General features: G+C 56.3%; 16 protein-coding genes. 4 read left to right on the top strand and 12 right to left on the bottom strand.

The window, feature by feature from the left end:
• Positions 1 to 100 precede the first annotated feature (100 nt).
• The gene (gene rna / locus FHW76_RS07185) at positions 101 to 898 is read right to left on the bottom strand and encodes a ribonuclease I (RefSeq protein ID WP_008805624.1); all 798 of its coding nucleotides are present in this window, start codon (positions 896 to 898) and stop codon (positions 101 to 103) included.
• 92 nt (positions 899 to 990) lie between these two features.
• Positions 991 to 2,364 carry an anaerobic C4-dicarboxylate transporter DcuC gene (dcuC, locus tag FHW76_RS07180; protein ID WP_008805625.1) on the bottom strand — a complete coding sequence of 458 codons (1,374 nt, stop codon included), beginning with the start codon at positions 2,362 to 2,364 and terminating at the stop codon, positions 991 to 993.
• A gap of 281 nt (positions 2,365 to 2,645) precedes the next feature.
• On the opposite strand from dcuC, the gene pagP reads away from it, so the two are divergent.
• Complete coding sequence (pagP, locus tag FHW76_RS07175) at positions 2,646 to 3,221, top strand: lipid IV(A) palmitoyltransferase PagP (RefSeq protein WP_167879811.1); 576 nt, start codon at positions 2,646 to 2,648, stop codon at positions 3,219 to 3,221.
• Between the two features lie 194 nt (positions 3,222 to 3,415).
• Positions 3,416 to 3,625 (top strand): transcription antiterminator/RNA stability regulator CspE, encoded by a 210-nt coding sequence (gene cspE / locus FHW76_RS07170; RefSeq protein ID WP_012542460.1) that lies wholly within the window; start codon positions 3,416 to 3,418, stop codon positions 3,623 to 3,625.
• Between the two features lie 66 nt (positions 3,626 to 3,691).
• On the opposite strand, the gene crcB is transcribed toward cspE, so the two are convergent.
• Complete coding sequence (gene crcB, locus FHW76_RS07165) at positions 3,692 to 4,075, bottom strand: fluoride efflux transporter CrcB (RefSeq protein WP_008805628.1); 384 nt, start codon at positions 4,073 to 4,075, stop codon at positions 3,692 to 3,694.
• Positions 4,076 to 4,164: 89 nt separating this feature from the next.
• Here crcB and FHW76_RS07160 point away from each other — a divergent pair, with 89 nt between their 5' ends.
• Together FHW76_RS07160 and tatE are read left to right on the top strand one after the other, a co-directional pair.
• Entirely contained in the window at positions 4,165 to 4,953 is a 789-nt protein-coding gene (locus tag FHW76_RS07160) for a deaminated glutathione amidase (RefSeq protein WP_042947534.1), read from the top strand.
• Positions 4,954 to 5,197: 244 nt separating this feature from the next.
• The gene (tatE, locus tag FHW76_RS07155; protein WP_008805630.1) at positions 5,198 to 5,404 is read left to right on the top strand and encodes a twin-arginine translocase subunit TatE; all 207 of its coding nucleotides are present in this window, start codon (positions 5,198 to 5,200) and stop codon (positions 5,402 to 5,404) included.
• Between the two features lie 200 nt (positions 5,405 to 5,604).
• Here the strand turns inward: tatE and lipA are convergent, their stop codons facing one another.
• The 9 genes from lipA to rlmH form a co-directional block, all read right to left on the bottom strand.
• Positions 5,605 to 6,570: a lipoyl synthase gene (lipA, locus tag FHW76_RS07150; RefSeq protein ID WP_002894467.1), complete on the bottom strand. Its 966-nt coding sequence runs from the start codon at positions 6,568 to 6,570 to the stop codon at positions 5,605 to 5,607.
• A 180-nt stretch (positions 6,571 to 6,750) separates the two neighbouring features.
• Positions 6,751 to 7,710 carry a YbeF family transcriptional regulator gene (locus FHW76_RS07145; protein ID WP_012968702.1) on the bottom strand — a complete coding sequence of 320 codons (960 nt, stop codon included), beginning with the start codon at positions 7,708 to 7,710 and terminating at the stop codon, positions 6,751 to 6,753.
• A gap of 129 nt (positions 7,711 to 7,839) precedes the next feature.
• Positions 7,840 to 8,484 (bottom strand): lipoyl(octanoyl) transferase LipB, encoded by a 645-nt coding sequence (gene lipB / locus FHW76_RS07140; RefSeq protein WP_012542459.1) that lies wholly within the window; start codon positions 8,482 to 8,484, stop codon positions 7,840 to 7,842.
• A gap of 104 nt (positions 8,485 to 8,588) precedes the next feature.
• Positions 8,589 to 8,852, bottom strand: a complete 264-nt coding sequence (gene ybeD, locus FHW76_RS07135; protein ID WP_002894474.1) for a DUF493 family protein YbeD — start codon at positions 8,850 to 8,852, stop codon at positions 8,589 to 8,591.
• Between the two features lie 112 nt (positions 8,853 to 8,964).
• On the bottom strand, positions 8,965 to 10,164 hold the full coding sequence (gene dacA / locus FHW76_RS07130; RefSeq protein ID WP_008805633.1) for a D-alanyl-D-alanine carboxypeptidase DacA: 1,200 nt from the start codon (positions 10,162 to 10,164) through the stop codon (positions 8,965 to 8,967).
• Between the two features lie 139 nt (positions 10,165 to 10,303).
• Positions 10,304 to 11,461, bottom strand: coding sequence for an endolytic peptidoglycan transglycosylase RlpA (gene rlpA / locus FHW76_RS07125; protein WP_008805634.1), 1,158 nt, complete (start codon positions 11,459 to 11,461; stop codon positions 10,304 to 10,306).
• An 11-nt stretch (positions 11,462 to 11,472) separates the two neighbouring features.
• Positions 11,473 to 12,585, bottom strand: a complete 1,113-nt coding sequence (gene mrdB / locus FHW76_RS07120; protein WP_008805635.1) for a peptidoglycan glycosyltransferase MrdB — start codon at positions 12,583 to 12,585, stop codon at positions 11,473 to 11,475.
• Complete coding sequence (gene mrdA / locus FHW76_RS07115; protein WP_008805636.1) at positions 12,585 to 14,486, bottom strand: peptidoglycan DD-transpeptidase MrdA; 1,902 nt, start codon at positions 14,484 to 14,486, stop codon at positions 12,585 to 12,587. Before mrdA ends, mrdB begins: the two co-directional genes overlap by 1 nt.
• A gap of 27 nt (positions 14,487 to 14,513) precedes the next feature.
• Positions 14,514 to 14,981 carry a 23S rRNA (pseudouridine(1915)-N(3))-methyltransferase RlmH gene (gene rlmH / locus FHW76_RS07110; RefSeq protein ID WP_002894620.1) on the bottom strand — a complete coding sequence of 156 codons (468 nt, stop codon included), beginning with the start codon at positions 14,979 to 14,981 and terminating at the stop codon, positions 14,514 to 14,516.
• Position 14,982: the final 1 nt, after the last annotated feature.

Raw genomic sequence — 14,982 nt, 5'->3', positions numbered from 1 at the left:
TCATACTGAGAGTTGCCGGTAGTTTGAAGTGATGAAACGCACATTCAGCGTGCAACGCCCCCCGGCGGGCGGCGTTTTCTGCTCAGCACGTCGCTTTGCGCTACTGACCGACCTTGTCCAGGATAAACTGGGTTCCACAGTTGCCCGGATGGGGTTGCGGCAGAAAGGCGGACGTGGCCAGCGGGGCGTTGATGGTGGCGGCGTTGAGGGAGATTTGCATCTCGGTCAGATAGGCCGGATTACCGTTACAGGTTAATTTAAACGCCTTCACGCTTTGCGGACCCCAGGCGCGGGCCACCGCGGCATCGAAGTCGGCGCGGCTGACGGTTTGACCATAATGCTTCGCGAGGAAATCGCCTACCGGGCTATGCTTAATTTCCCCATTCAGGCGCACCATGGTGCCAAAATAGCTATCGGGATCAAAGCCGAAGCAGACGCCATGTTTGGCGTATTCGTAGCGCTCCAGGCAGGAGGTGCCGCCCGAACCCGGCATCACGTTATTGAGCTTATTGGCCATCTCCAGCGACAGCCCGGTTTCCGCCGCCTGGCATTTGCGGTTCGCTTTCACTTCCGGCATGTTGGGCACCGGGCGCGTGGCGCAGCCGTAGCGCATCCAGCGTCGTTCATCCACCCCGCGCGCGGCAATCGACTTTGGCAGCCCGGGCCACAGGCCGTGCACGGTCAGAAAGTCGGCTTTGTTCGCCGTGTCCTGCTGCAGGCGACACTCTTCCGGTTCGCTACGGTTGCGGTCAAGCATGCTCTGACAGAATCCGGTTTGCCAGGAGAGGGCAAGAACGTAGCGGTCAAAATCAGCGTATCGCGTCGCGGTGAGCGGTTCAGCGCCGGCCTGAGTGGCGGTGAGCACAAGGGCAAGCGCGGCGAAATCCTTCCTGAACATGTTTATTCCTGATTGTGGATGGCAAAAGATAACGGGGAGTTATTAAAGCATAAAAAAGGCGCCCGCTGGCGCCTTTTCGCGTGGTTAGACCATTAGTGGACTGCGCTGCCGGGCACCAGAATCTCAGTGGCGATAATCACCACCAGCAGGCCAACCATCACCGGCACGGAGGTACGTTTGACCACTTCGAACGGCGAAATTTTTGCCATCCCGGCAACGGCGACCACCACCCCGGAGACCGGCGATATCGTGCGGCCGAGGTTAGAGGCCTGCAGCATCGGAATCGACAGATAAGCCGGATTGATGCCGGAAGAGTGCGCCAGCTTGGGGATCATCTCAACAAAAGCGTAGAACGGGGCATTACCGGAGCCGGTGGTCATTGCCGCCAGCATGGTCAGGATCACCAGCACCAGCATCAGAATAATACTGGCCGAGCCGAAGGAGGTGGCGATGGAGATCAGCCCATTGATAAAGCCGATGGTGCTTAGCCCCTGGGCGAAGACGCCGGCGGCGACCAGCAGCATCACTACGCCGGCGAAGGCGTCAGCCATCCCGCGGTAGGCGACTTCCAGCCCGCTGAAGACGTTTTTGGTGTTAAACCCGCGCAGGAACTCAAGGATCGCCGCCAGCAGCATGCAGCCGACGAGGATGGTGATAATGTGCAGTTCCGGTCCCCATTTACCATCAAAGATCAGCACGCCGATGATCGGGGTAAACGGCAGAATGGCGTACAGCGCCGGGGCGGTGGTGGTGATGTCGTTGACATCCAGCATTTCGTGGGAAATGTTCTCTTTTTTATCCAGGTAACGCTGCCAGAAGAAATGGGCGATTGCCATGCAGATAATGGCCGCGATGGAGATGGGCAGCGTGGTCTTGAAGGCAAAGTCGATCAGCGGCATTTCTGCGGCTTTAGCCGCCAGTACAACATCGCCAGAGGTAGGCGAGAGGATAATGGCCGCCGGTGAAGCGCAGATGGCTGCCGCCGCCCCGCGACTGATACCGACGTTCACCATCACCGGGAACAGCGTCGCCATCAGCAGCACGCCAAGGCCGGTCGCAGAGGAGACCGCCAGCGACATCAGGCAGGCGACAAAGTAGGCGGCAATCATCAGCAGATAGGGCGAATTAATATAGCGCAGCGGCTTTGATGCTAATTTCACCACCATATCATTGGCGCCAATATGGGTCATGTAGGTGGCGAAGCCGCACAGCATCATAATCATCATACCCAGATCGCCACCGCGGCTCATGAGTAGAATCTTAATGTATTCAATAATATCGGTGGCAGAATAACCGGTGCTGTCGGTATTGCCCGGCAAGACTTTATGCCCCAGCAGGGCGCTGACGATCAATAAGATTAAGCCCCCGACGAACAGCACCCCGGTGGCCGAGTAGCCCTTAATGATATAGCGGGCGACGCCCACAATGACCACAATCCCGATCAGGATCTCAACAAACGTCAGCATTTATTACCCCTAAGCCCAAAGAATATGTAGATAAAAAGCGTCATGCCAAATTTTAATGTGCGAATGTGCCGAAAAAACGGACAAAACTCGCTGATGCAAATCAATAAAGCGATAAGAACTACGCGTCACCCGTCTCGCCTGGATATAATCACCAGATGGATAGTTAAAAGGTTCTGATGGTCACCGGGCAAAAATCAGGAGTTTGCCTTATTTCGTTCAACCTGTATTGAGACTATCTTTGCTATTTTAGGCGGCTTTTAAATGAAAGTGGTAATGGAAAAGTGTTGATATTACGTCGTTTTTCTCTGTTTTCTCTTGGTTTTTTTGGATGGTTGTTGGTATCCGTAAACGCCAGCGCGTCGTTTTCATCGACCCTCAGCGAAGGTTACCATACCTTAAGTAATAACGTCGCGCAGACCTGGAATGAGCCGGAGCACTATGACTTGTACGTTCCAGCCATTACCTGGCACGCGCGGTTTGCCTATGATAAGGAAAAGACGGATAAGTATAACGAACGCCCCTGGGGCGCGGGCTTTGGCGTCTCGCGCTGGGATGAGAAAGGAAACTGGCACGGTCTGTACCTGATGGCGTTTAAAGATTCTTTCAATAAATGGGAGCCTATCGGCGGCTACGGCTGGGAGAAAACCTGGCGCCCGCTGACCGACCAGAACTTCCACCTTGGACTCGGCTATACCCTTGGCGTGACGGCGCGCGATAACTGGGACTACATCCCCATTCCGGTGATCTTACCATTGGCGTCAATAGGTTACGGTCCGGCGACTTTCCAGATGACCTATATTCCCGGCACCTACAATAACGGTAACGTTTACTTCGCCTGGGCTCGTATACAGTTTTAATTCGCTAAGTCTTAGCAATAAATGAGATAAGCGGTGTGTCTTGTGGAAAAACAAGGACTAAAGCGTTACCCACTAAAAAAGATAGCGACTTTTATCACTTTTTAGCAAAGTTGCACTGGACAAAAGGTACCACAATTGGTGTACTGATACTCGACACAGCATTAGTGTCGATTTTTCATATAAAGGTAATTTTGATGTCTAAGATTAAAGGTAACGTTAAGTGGTTTAATGAGTCCAAAGGATTCGGTTTCATTACTCCGGAAGATGGCAGCAAAGATGTATTCGTACACTTCTCTGCAATCCAGTCCAACGGTTTCAAAACTCTGGCTGAAGGTCAGCGTGTAGAGTTCGAAATCACTAACGGTGCCAAAGGCCCTTCTGCTGCAAACGTAATGGCTATCTAACCAACACGTCAGTAGAATATAAAAACCCGCTTAACGCGGGTTTTTTTTTGCCTGTTTTTCAGATCGTTAACGGCTGGCGGCCTGCGAGAAAAGCCAGAAGGCGACGGCCGTCATGGCAAACGAACCCAGCAAATTCACCATCACGTTGAGGAGTGCCCAGCTCACCCGCCCCTGCTGCAGGAGAAAGACCACTTCCGCCGAGAAGGTGGAGAAGGTGGTCAACCCGCCGCAGAACCCGGTGGTGATCAGGAGCTTCCACATCGGGTCAATATCCGTCAGACGGTTAAACCACGCCAGCCCGGCACCAATCACAAAGGCGCCTACCAGGTTGGCCGTCAATGTCCCAATCGGGATAGCATGATGCACAGGATTGAGCTTCATGCCGAGCCACCAGCGCAATACGCTGCCGGTGCCACCGCCAATAAAAACGGCGCAAAGAAGTTGAAACACGGTTGTTTCCTGCTATTTGATATAAGAGAACCTCAAGTGTAGCGCGCGACGGGCGCGATTGGCTATTCATAACCTGACCGGAGAAAAACATGCGGGTAGCGGCAGGACAATTTGCCGTCACGCCAGTATGGCGGACGAATGCGCAGACCTGTGTGGCGATGATGCAACAGGCTGCGCGTGAAGGGGCGGCGCTGCTGGTGCTGCCAGAGGCGTTACTGGCGCGAGATGACAACGACCCGGATATGTCAGTGAAATCGGCTCAGCCGCTGGATGGGGCGTTTTTGCAGTTGCTGCTGGCTGAGAGCGGGCGTAACCGTTTGACCACCGTCCTGACGCTGCATGTGCCGTCGGCAGAAGGCCGTGCGACCAATACGCTGGTGGTCTTGCGGGATGGCGAAGTAATAGCCCATTATCACAAACTGCATTTATACGACGCCTTCGCAATGCAGGAGTCGCGGCGGGTGGATCCTGGCCAGCAGATCCCGCCGGTAATTGAAGTGGCGGGGTTACGCGTTGGCCTGATGACCTGCTACGATCTTCGCTTCCCGGAACTGGCCCTATCGCTGGCGCTGAACGGAGCTGAGCTGCTGGTACTGCCCACCGCATGGGTGAGAGGGCCACAGAAAGAGCACCACTGGGCGACGCTGTTGGCGGCGCGCGCGCTCGATACGACCTGCTATATCGTGGCGGCAGGCGAATGCGGGACGCGGAATATTGGTCAGAGCCGCATTGTTGACCCGCTGGGAACGACGCTGGCGGGGGCCGGGAGCGAACCGCAACTGATCTTTGCCGATGTCTCCGCAGAGCACCTTGCGCGGGTTCGCGAGCGTTTGCCGGTACTGCAGAACCGACGATTTGCGCCACCGCAATTATTGTGATGTTTTTTTAAACAGGGCTTGATTCACCTTGTTACAGATTGCTATTGTGTCCGCGCGTCAAATACCCGTATTGTTTATCCTAATAATTCGCTGTGCACGTCAGGACGGACACCCCTGCGCTAACTCCTTCAGGGGGAAGGCTCTGGGCCGAATCACGCAGCCCACGCACAGGTGGATTACAATATGACGGATAAATGCGTGTATGATGGCGTATTCGCAGCTTGTATAGAGAAGAAGGTTAGCTATGGGTGAGATTAGTATTACCAAACTGCTGGTAGTCGCAGCACTGATTATCTTAGTGTTTGGTACCAAGAAATTACGTACGCTGGGCGGCGACCTGGGTTCGGCTATCAAGGGCTTTAAAAAGGCCATGAACGAGGATGACGATAGCGCGAAGAAAGCCACCGTGGAAGAAGAAGCGCCGGCGCAGAAGATCTCTCATAAAGAGTAATTGATCCGATGCGTCCCCCCGGAGGGATGCTGGCGGAACGGCGAAGAGGCCGCGACGAATATCGTTGCGGCCTTTGTCGTTTTTGGCGATGCCGCGCAGAAAAGATGCAACGAACTGTTACGAAAACGCGAAGCAGAGGAAGCAGAGGAAGCGGAGAGGGGCCGCTGCGGCGAAAAGGCGCGCAGCGGCAAAAGCGGCAGTTACTTCACTTCCATTCCTTTAGCCTGCAGGTCGGCATGATAGGAAGAGCGAACGAAGGGACCGCAGGCGGCGTGGGTGAAGCCCATCGCCATCGCTTCCGCTTTCATCTCTTCGAACTCTTCCGGGCTGACGTAGCGCTGTACTGGCAGGTGGTGACGGCTCGGCTGCAGATACTGGCCTAACGTCAGCATGGTGACGCCATGGCGACGCAGGTCGCGCATCACTTCAATGATCTCGTCGTTGGTTTCGCCCAGACCGACCATCAGGCCAGATTTCGTCGGGATCTCCGGATGCGCTTCTTTAAAACGCTCCAGCAGCTTCAGCGACCAGTTGTAATCCGCGCCCGGACGCACCTGACGATAGAGACGAGGTACGTTTTCGAGGTTATGGTTGAAGACATCCGGCGGGGTTACCGTCAGAATATCAAGCGCGCGATCCATGCGGCCGCGGAAATCCGGAACCAGCGTTTCGATCTTAATCGACGGGTTTTTCTCGCGAATGGCGCTGATGCAGTCGGCAAAATGCTGTGCGCCGCCATCACGCAGGTCGTCACGGTCCACTGAAGTGACCACGACGTAGCGCAGACCCATATCAGCGATGGTTTGCGCCAGCTTCTGTGGTTCGTTCGCATCTGGTGCAACCGGGCGCCCGTGCGCGACATCGCAGAACGGGCAGCGACGAGTACAGATCGCGCCGAGGATCATAAAGGTCGCGGTACCGTGGTTGAAGCATTCTGCAAGGTTCGGGCAGGAGGCTTCTTCACACACGGAGTGCAGGCCGTTCTTACGCATCGCTGCTTTGATACCCTGGATACGGGACGAATCTGCCGGAAGTTTGATTTTCATCCATTCCGGTTTTCTGAGCAGAGCTTCACGCTCAGTTGCCACGTTTTTCACCGGGATAAGGGCCATTTTATCGGCGTCGCGGTACTTAACACCGCGTTCCATCACAATGGGTTTACTCATAGCGTGCGTGTTCCAGTTGCGAGTCACGAAGGAAAGCGAATTAATTCAATGAAATGTTGCAATTATCAACTATTTTTGAATCAAGAGCAGGCAGTATACCATTGAAAAGGGGCAGAAAGCAGCCTGCCTGCCTCGCAAATTGTAAAATAGTTGTTGTTTTATCCTTTTCCTTTCCGTGCGCTACGCCTTAAACGCCTGGATTACCGTCTCGATAATTTCTTTCAGCAATGGCTCCTTCCCGCTTTGCTTATTGTAGTGCAGCGCAACATTAATTTTTTCGTCCTGCAGGGAGTGAAAATCCAGGGTTTGCAGTGGCCAGAGCCGGGATACCATGGCGAACAGGCGCTCGGTGGTCAGCCCCAGCATGTCGCTCTCGGCGATCATGGCTGCCTGGGTCAGCAGGTTAAAGGTGCTGAATCCGCAGCGTCGTTCGCCCATCTCTTCCTGCAGGCGGCGGTGAAGGGTGGGGTAGCGCTGGCCTTCCGGAAGCAGTAGCGCAAATTCATACTGAGCGAGATGGGCTTCATCCTGTGGGCCGTGCAGCGCGGGGTGCTCAGCACGGCAGTACATCCGTACCCGATCCTGGTACAGCACATGATGGCTTATCGCCTGGCCGCTGTGCAGATGAGTGTCAATTAACAGATCCACCTGGCGCTGGTCGAGCTGCCGCGCGGCGTCGGTGATGGCGATGTTGTGCAACAGGATTTGCGGAAAGGCCGGTTTTAGCGCACTGGCCACGATGGGTATCAGTAGCGCCCCCATGCCTGGCGTGGTGGCGATAGTGATCACCCGCTGCTGGTGGGGGCTACCAGCGATATCCAGCGCACTGAGGAAAGCCTCCATACCCCGGCTGATGTACTGATGAAGATGGGTAGCATACGCGGTGGGCATCACACCTTGCCCCTTGCGGATAAACAGCGGGTCAGGAAAAAGCGCCCGCAGTTTGTTAATCGACTGGCTAATAGCCGATGGCGTGATATTCAGTATCTTAGCGGCGTTGACGATGCCTTTATGGACGTAAACGGCTTCGAAGATGGTTAACAGGTTGAGGTCAATATTGCGCAGGATGCGAAACATCTGGCGGTCATAACGTTCATCCTGTCGTTCAGGGGATTCTGACGGAGACGTATTCTCTGGCACGCGATGAGTCCGGTTGGGAATGATAGGGCAAGTATAGCGGCCCACCGCCTCCCGTACGTGACAATTGATTGCAAAAATAATGTGTTAATCATTTAGCGCCCCGCTGCCTGCGGGGCGCTGATCTACCGTTTACTGCTGGGGGAGATATTCGTGCGGGGGATGGTTCAGCAGCGCCAGCAGATTGGCGACCAGCCGCGGGGCGACCGTCTCTGGAGTCACCTCTGGCTGCCACTGGCGCATTTGCGTCATCTCCATGCCGGCATAGCCGCAGGGATTGATGCGCAGAAATGGCGCGAGATCCATCGCGATATTGAGCGCCAGACCGTGGAAAGAGCACCCTTTGCGGATCCGCAGTCCCAGTGAGCAGATTTTGCGATCGCCGACGTAGACCCCTGGGGCATCGGCGCGGGGATGCGATTCGATGCCATACTCGGCCAGGGTATTAACGACCGTTTGCTCCAGCAGCGTCACCAGCTCGCGCACACCCAGCTTGCGGCGTTTAAGGTTCAACAGAACATACATTACCTGCTGTCCTGGACCGTGATAGGTCACCTGGCCGCCGCGATCGCTCTGGATCACCGGAATATCGCCGGGCACCAGCACGTGTTCCGCTTTGCCTGCCTGGCCCTGAGTGAAGACCGGGTGATGTTCCACCAGCCAGATCTCGTCGAGGGTGTCTTCATCGCGGGCGTCGGTGAATTCATGCATCGCCTGCGAGATGGGTTCGTATGGTTGCAGGCCAAGCTGCCGGATAAGAATTTTATTGTGCTGCAAAACAACATCTCCGCCGGGAAGAGAGGACTCAAGGCGGGGAGTATATCACAGCAGGGCGGAAGGGGATGAAAGGACCCGGCACGGCGGCCGGGTCGGGGAAAAGGTTACAGCACCATCCGTACGATATCGATATTGCCTAACTCTTCGTACAGCGTTTCCACCTGCTCAATGTGGGTGGCGTTGATGGTGATGGAGACCGAGTGGTAGTTACCTTTGCTGCTCGGTTTTACTGACGGCGAGTAATCACCAGGCGCATGGCGCTGTACCACTTCCACCACCTGATCAACCAGCTCCGGCAACGCCTGTCCCATTACTTTGTAAGTAAAGGGGGTAGGGAATTCCAGCAGTTCGTTAAGTTTGGTTTTCATGTCAGCTCCGGTGTTACGACAAAATAATAACTCCCACCAAGGGCGGGAGTTATCAGGTTACTTGGATAAATAGTATATGGGGATGGAAATCACACTTTCAAGTGTTCGATTTTTAACCAAACCAGTGGTGGAACATTAACTTAATGTAATCAATAATTTTGCCAAAGAAATTCCCTTCCGGGATTTCCTGCAGCACCACCAGCGGGCGCTGATCGATAGTTTTACCATCCAACTGGAAGTTGATGGTGCCGACCACCTGGTTTTTCTGCAGCGGGGCGTGCAGTTCAGTGTTATTCAGCACATAGCTGGCTTTCAGATCTTTCATCCGGCCACGCGGGATGGTCAGGTAGACATCTTTATCCACCCCCAGCGAGGCGCGATCGCTGTCACCGAACCAGGCCGGTTCGGAAGCAAACTCTTTGCCGGCTTTGATCGGGTTGACGGTTTCAAAGAAGCGGAAGCCCCAGGTCAGCAGTTTTTTGCTTTCCGACTCACGACCTTTGAAAGTACGTCCGCCCATCACCGCCGAGATAAGACGCATCTGGCCTTCGGTGGCAGAGGCGACGAGGTTGTAGCCCGCTTTGTCGGTATGACCCGTTTTGATGCCGTCGACGTTCAGGCTGTTATCCCACAGCAGGCCGTTACGGTTCAGCTGGCGGATGCCGTTGAAAGTGAACTCTTTCTCACGATAGATAGAGTACTCGTTCGGCACATCGCGGATCAGCGCCTGGCCAATCAGCGCCATGTCGCGCGCGGAACTGTACTGTCCGTCAGCATCGAGGCCGTGAACGGTCTGGAAATGGGTGTTTTTCAGGCCCAGGGCGTTAACATAGTTGTTCATCAGGCTGACGAAGGCGTCCTGGCTACCGGCAACATAGTCGGCCATGGCCACGCAGGCATCGTTACCCGACTGCAGGTTGATACCCCGGATCAGCTGCGAAACCGGAACCTGCATCCCCGGCTTGAGGAACATCAGAGAAGAGCCTTTGAAAACCGGGTTGCCGGTGGCCCAGGCATCGTTGCCGACAGTGACCAGATCGGACTCTTTGAATTTACCCGCTTTCATCGCCTGACCGATGACATAGCTGGTCATCATTTTGGTCAGACTGGCCGGGTCGCGACGGGAGTCGGCGTTATTTTCCGCCAGCACTTTGCCGGAGTTGTAATCAATAAGCACCCAGGATTCGGCGTCAATCTGCGGGGCGCCTGGGATCATCGTTTTGATATTCAGGTCATCGGCGCGGGCAGCGGAGGAGAGCGCTGCAACGGAGAGCGCCGTGATGAGTAAACGAGCGGTGAAAGAGGTCTTCATGGTCAGAACAACGGCATCCGTGATGGAGTTAAAAAAAGTGCCTTACTATAGCAAATGCTCTGCGGGCCAGCATCCGACATTGCGCATGAGTTTGTTAATGACTTTTACATGCGCAAGGTGAACGGGCTGCCCGCGGCGTTTAGTTGGCGCGAGTAATAAAGGACTGCAGCTGCGCTTCGCTTTGCAGGCGCTGCTGAACGGCGCTGGCCTGCGCCTTATCAGCAAACGGGCCCAGCTGAATACGCCATACCGCGCCGTTTTGCGTGACCCGGCCTGGCACCGAGAACTGCTGGCTCAGGCGCTGCTGATACTGCTGCGCCCGCGCCTGGTCGCTCACTGCGCCAACCTGGACGACAAAATTACCGCTGGCGCTGGAGGTGGCGGTAGAGGAGGCGGCAACGGCGCTGGCGGTCGCGGCAGTGGCCGCTGTCGCCGCTACGCTACCCTGGATGGAGCCTGGCGCGGTGACGGGAGCCGTTTGCGTCGCGACGGCAGCAGCAGGGGCCGCAGTGGCGGCGGTCGTGGCTGCCGGCTCGCTACTCTCCAGCACGCCGCTGTTCAGCGGCGTCGGGGCGCCGAGGAAACCGCCGCTGTTCACCGGCGCGCCGACGCTGTCTTCCGGCTTCAGCGTGCTGTTGCTGATCGGGCGAACGTCGGCAGGCGCAGGCTGGTTCATACCTGTGGCGTCACCGCCGTCCAGATTCGGTCGGGCGGGCAGGGCGTACGTCTGTTTGGCGACGGTGGTGCAGGCCATTCCCGGACCGGAAAGCGAACCGTCAGGCGCAACGATGATGGGGTCGATACGCACCTTGGTGTTGTTCGAGGTGTTCAGACGGTCAGCAGACGCACGGGAGAGCGAGATAACGCGATCGTTACCATACGGGCCGCGATCGTTAATCCGCACGACGATCATGCGGCCGTTAGCGAGGTTGGTGATCCGCGCATAGCTCGGGATTGGCAGCGTGGGGTGCGCCGCGGTCAACTGGGTCGGATCGAAGGTTTCGCCGCTGGCGGTCAGGTTACTGTTAGGTTCCGCGTCATAGATCGCCGCAAAACCAGCCTGCGTAAAGTTGGCCGGATCCTGAACGATTTTATAGCTTTTACCGTCGCGCTCATAATCCTGATTCGCCGTGGCGTTCGGCGTTTCATACTGCGGATCGGCGCCGCTGATCTCAACCGTCGGGCCATTACAGACGGCCGGCTGTGGAGTACTGACCGTTTTTTGTTGCACGTCATCACTCGAACATGCCGCCAGCAGCCCCGCTGCTATGCAGATCCCCAGCCATTGCTTACGCATTGCAAACCCCTTTAAACGCTTTTCGACAACATTTTTCTGTGGGTATGGATCGACATCACGATACCAAACCCGGCCATCAATACGATCAGGGCGGAGCCCCCGTAGCTCACCAGCGGCAACGGTACGCCCACCACCGGTAAAATACCACTCACCATACCAATATTTACGAAGACATAAACGAATAAAATCAACATTAAACCACCGGCCATGACCCGGCCAAAGGTGGTTTGCGCCTGGGCGGCGATCCACAGCCCGCGCATGATCAGTAGAATATAGAGCGCCAGCAGGATCAGCACACCAATCAGCCCCAGCTCTTCGGCCAGCACGGCGAAGATAAAGTCGGTGTGGCGTTCCGGCAGGAACTCCAGCTGCGACTGCGTGCCGTGCAGCCAGCCTTTGCCGCGCAGACCGCCGGAGCCAATGGCAATTTTAGACTGAATAATGTGATAGCCGGCGCCCAGCGGGTCAGTTTCCGGGTCGAGGAGCATCATCACGCGCTGGCGCTGATAGTCATGCATCAGGAAGAACCACAGGATCGGAATAAAGGCGGCGACCAGCACCACGGCGATCCCGATAAGACGCCAGCTTAGACCGGAAAGGAACAGCACAAACAGCCCGGAGAGGGCGATCAGAATCGAGGTGCCGAGGTCGGGCTGCGCTGCCACCAGCAGGGTCGGCAGGAAGATCAGCACCAGCGCAATCGCGGTGTTCTTCAGCGACGGCGGACAGACGTCGCGGTTAATAAAGCGCGCGACCATCAGCGGCACGGCGATTTTCGCTATCTCCGACGGCTGAAAGCGGACGATACCGAGATCCAGCCAGCGCTGCGCCCCTTTGGAGATAGCGCCGAAAGCATCAACGGCCACCAGCAGAATAATACAGAAAATATAAAGATAGGGCGCCCAGCCTTCATAGACCCGCGGTGGGATCTGCGCCATGACGATCATGATCACCACGCCCATGGCGATCTGGCCGATTTTACGTTCCATCATGCCGACGTCCTGACCGCTGGCGCTCCAGATAACCAGCGCACTATAGGTCAGTAGCGCCAGCAGGATCAGCAGCATGGTGGGGTCAAGATGGATTTTATCCCACAGCGATTTTTTGTTCGGATTATCCGTCATTATTGATCCTCCCCTGCGGTGACCGCCGGGTTTTCGCTTGGCAGCGTGGTGTTGTTATCGCCCAGCATAATGTGATCGAGGATTTGGCGCATAATGGTGCCGACCGCCGGGCCGGCGCCGCCGTTTTCCAGGATCATCGCCACGGCAACCTGAGGGTTGTTATAAGGCGCAAACGCCGTCATCAGTTTATGGTCGCGCAGACGTTCAGAGATGCGGTGCGCGTTATAGGTTTCGTTGGCCTTCAGGCCGAACACCTGGGCGGTACCGGACTTGGCCGCGATCTTATACGGCGCGCTGGCGAAATATTTGTGCGCGGTGCCGTTGCCGCGGTTGGCCACGCCGAACATGCCGTCTTTGGCGATTTCCCAGTAGCCGGAATGGATGTCGCCCACCGGCGGCTCATGCGGCTGAACCCACGGAACGGGCTTGCCGTCTTCCACGGTGCTTTGCAGCAGGTGCGGCACTTTCACCACCCCGTCGTTAATCAGGATCATCAGCGCCTTGTTCATCTGGATGGGGGTGGCAGTCCAGTACCCCTGACCGATGCCCACCGGAATGGTGTCCCCCTGGTACCAGGGTTTCTTGAAGCGCTTGAGCTTCCATTCGCGGGTTGGCATGTTGCCCGAGCGCTCTTCAGAAAGGTCGATACCGGTGTAGTGGCCGTAGCCAAACTTGCTCATCCACTCAGAGAGGCGATCGATGCCCATGTCATAGGCGACCTGATAGAAATAGGTATCCGCAGACTCCTCCAGCGCTTTGGTGACGTTCAGGTGGCCGTGGCCCCATTTTTTCCAGTCACGATAGCGTTTATCGGAGCCAGGCAGCTGCCACCAGCCTGGGTCGAACAGGCTGGTATTGCGGGTGATCACCCCGGCGCTCAGCGCCGAGACGGCGACGTACGGTTTTACCGTTGACGCCGGCGGGTAGACCCCCTGCGTCGCGCGGTTGACCAGCGGCGTGTTCGGATCGTTGAGCAGACCGGAGTAATCTTTACTGGAGATGCCGTCGACGAACAGGTTCGGGTCATAGCTTGGCGTAGATACCAGCGCCAGAACGGCGCCGGTACGCGGATCGGTGACCACCACGGCGGCACGGCTACCGGCCAGCAGGGTTTCGATATACTGCTGCAGCTTGAGATCGAGAGTGAGGTAGATATCGCGTCCGGCCTGCGGCGGCACCTCTTTCAGTTGTCGAATGACGCGGCCGCGGTTGTTCACTTCAACCTCTTCGTAGCCGGTCTGACCGTGCAGGACATCCTCATAATAACGCTCAATACCCAGCTTACCGATGTCGTGGGTTGAGGCGTAGTTAGCCAGCTTGCCTTCTTTGTCGAGGCGGTCGACGTCTTTATCGTTAATTTTTGAGACGTAGCCAATGACGTGCGTCAGCGCCGAGTTATAGGGATAATAACGACGCTTGTAGCCTTTGACTTCCACGCCGGGAAAGCGGTACTGGTTGACGGCAAAGCGGGCAACCTGCACTTCACTGAGGTTGACCTTTACCGGAATCGAGGTAAAGCGATGGGAGCGTGCGCGCTCCTTTTTGAAGCCGGCGATATCATCGTCGGTTAAATCGACGACGTCACGCAGCGCATCCAGCGTCTGCTGCACGTTATCGACTTTCTCCGGCATCATCTCCAGCTGATAAATGGTGCGGTTAAGCGCCAGCGGGGTGCCGTTGCGATCGTAAATAATGCCGCGGCTCGGCGGGATCGGTACCAGCTTGATGCGGTTTTCGTTCGAACGCGTCTGATAGTCATTGAAGCGAACGATTTGCACATTGTACAGGTTGGCGACCAGAACGCCGGTAAGCAGCAAAATCCCCAAAAAAGCGACCAGCGCCCGGCGCACGAACAGCGAGGATTCAGCCGTATAGTCGCGGAAAGAATTCTGTAATTTCATTCGCTGCTTAGTCTACCCTGATCATCATTACTCACGGTGGTACGGGTGGTTGGTGGTTATGCTCCACGCCCGATACAGACTCTCGGCCACCAGTACGCGCACCAGCGGGTGAGGTAAGGTGAGGGTGGAGAGCGACCAACTCTGTTCCGCCGCTGCTTTACAGGCTGGAGAGAGGCCTTCCGGGCCGCCTACCAGCAAACTGACGTCGCGCCCGTCCTGTTTCCAGCGTTCCAGTTCGCGTGCCAGCTGCGGCGTATCCCATGGTTTTCCCGGAATATCCAGGGTCACGATACGGTTCTTACCGGCAGCGGCCAACATCATCTCGCCCTCTTTTTCGAGGATGCGCTTGATATCGGCGTTCTTGCCGCGTTTACCGGCGGGGATTTCCACCAGTTCAAACGGCATATCTTTGGGAAAACGGCGCAGATACTCGCTAAAGCCGGTCTGTACCCAGTCCGGCATTTTGGTGCCAACGGCCACCAGCTGCAACTTCACG

The sequence above is a fragment of the Klebsiella sp. RC2 genome, from assembly GCF_014192815.1.
GTDB lineage: Bacteria > Pseudomonadota > Gammaproteobacteria > Enterobacterales > Enterobacteriaceae > Klebsiella > Klebsiella variicola.
The sequence above is the reverse complement of the archived record's forward strand: the minus strand, read 5'-3'. Positions and strand labels throughout refer to the sequence as shown.

What these genes read in the sequence shown, in the direction of transcription:
- rna (WP_008805624.1), bottom strand. Translation starts at nt 898, where the DNA reads ATGTTCAGGAAGGATTTCGCCGCGCTTGCCCTTGTGCTCACCGCCACT.
- dcuC (WP_008805625.1), bottom strand. Translation starts at nt 2,364, where the DNA reads ATGCTGACGTTTGTTGAGATCCTGATCGGGATTGTGGTCATTGTGGGC.
- cspE (WP_012542460.1), top strand. Translation starts at nt 3,416, where the DNA reads ATGTCTAAGATTAAAGGTAACGTTAAGTGGTTTAATGAGTCCAAAGGA.
- FHW76_RS07160 (WP_042947534.1), top strand. Translation starts at nt 4,165, where the DNA reads ATGCGGGTAGCGGCAGGACAATTTGCCGTCACGCCAGTATGGCGGACG.
- tatE (WP_008805630.1), top strand. Translation starts at nt 5,198, where the DNA reads ATGGGTGAGATTAGTATTACCAAACTGCTGGTAGTCGCAGCACTGATT.
- lipA (WP_002894467.1), bottom strand. Translation starts at nt 6,570, where the DNA reads ATGAGTAAACCCATTGTGATGGAACGCGGTGTTAAGTACCGCGACGCC.
- ybeD (WP_002894474.1), bottom strand. Translation starts at nt 8,852, where the DNA reads ATGAAAACCAAACTTAACGAACTGCTGGAATTCCCTACCCCCTTTACT.
- dacA (WP_008805633.1), bottom strand. Translation starts at nt 10,164, where the DNA reads ATGAAGACCTCTTTCACCGCTCGTTTACTCATCACGGCGCTCTCCGTT.
- rlpA (WP_008805634.1), bottom strand. Translation starts at nt 11,461, where the DNA reads ATGCGTAAGCAATGGCTGGGGATCTGCATAGCAGCGGGGCTGCTGGCG.
- mrdB (WP_008805635.1), bottom strand. Translation starts at nt 12,585, where the DNA reads ATGACGGATAATCCGAACAAAAAATCGCTGTGGGATAAAATCCATCTT.
- mrdA (WP_008805636.1), bottom strand. Translation starts at nt 14,486, where the DNA reads ATGAAATTACAGAATTCTTTCCGCGACTATACGGCTGAATCCTCGCTG.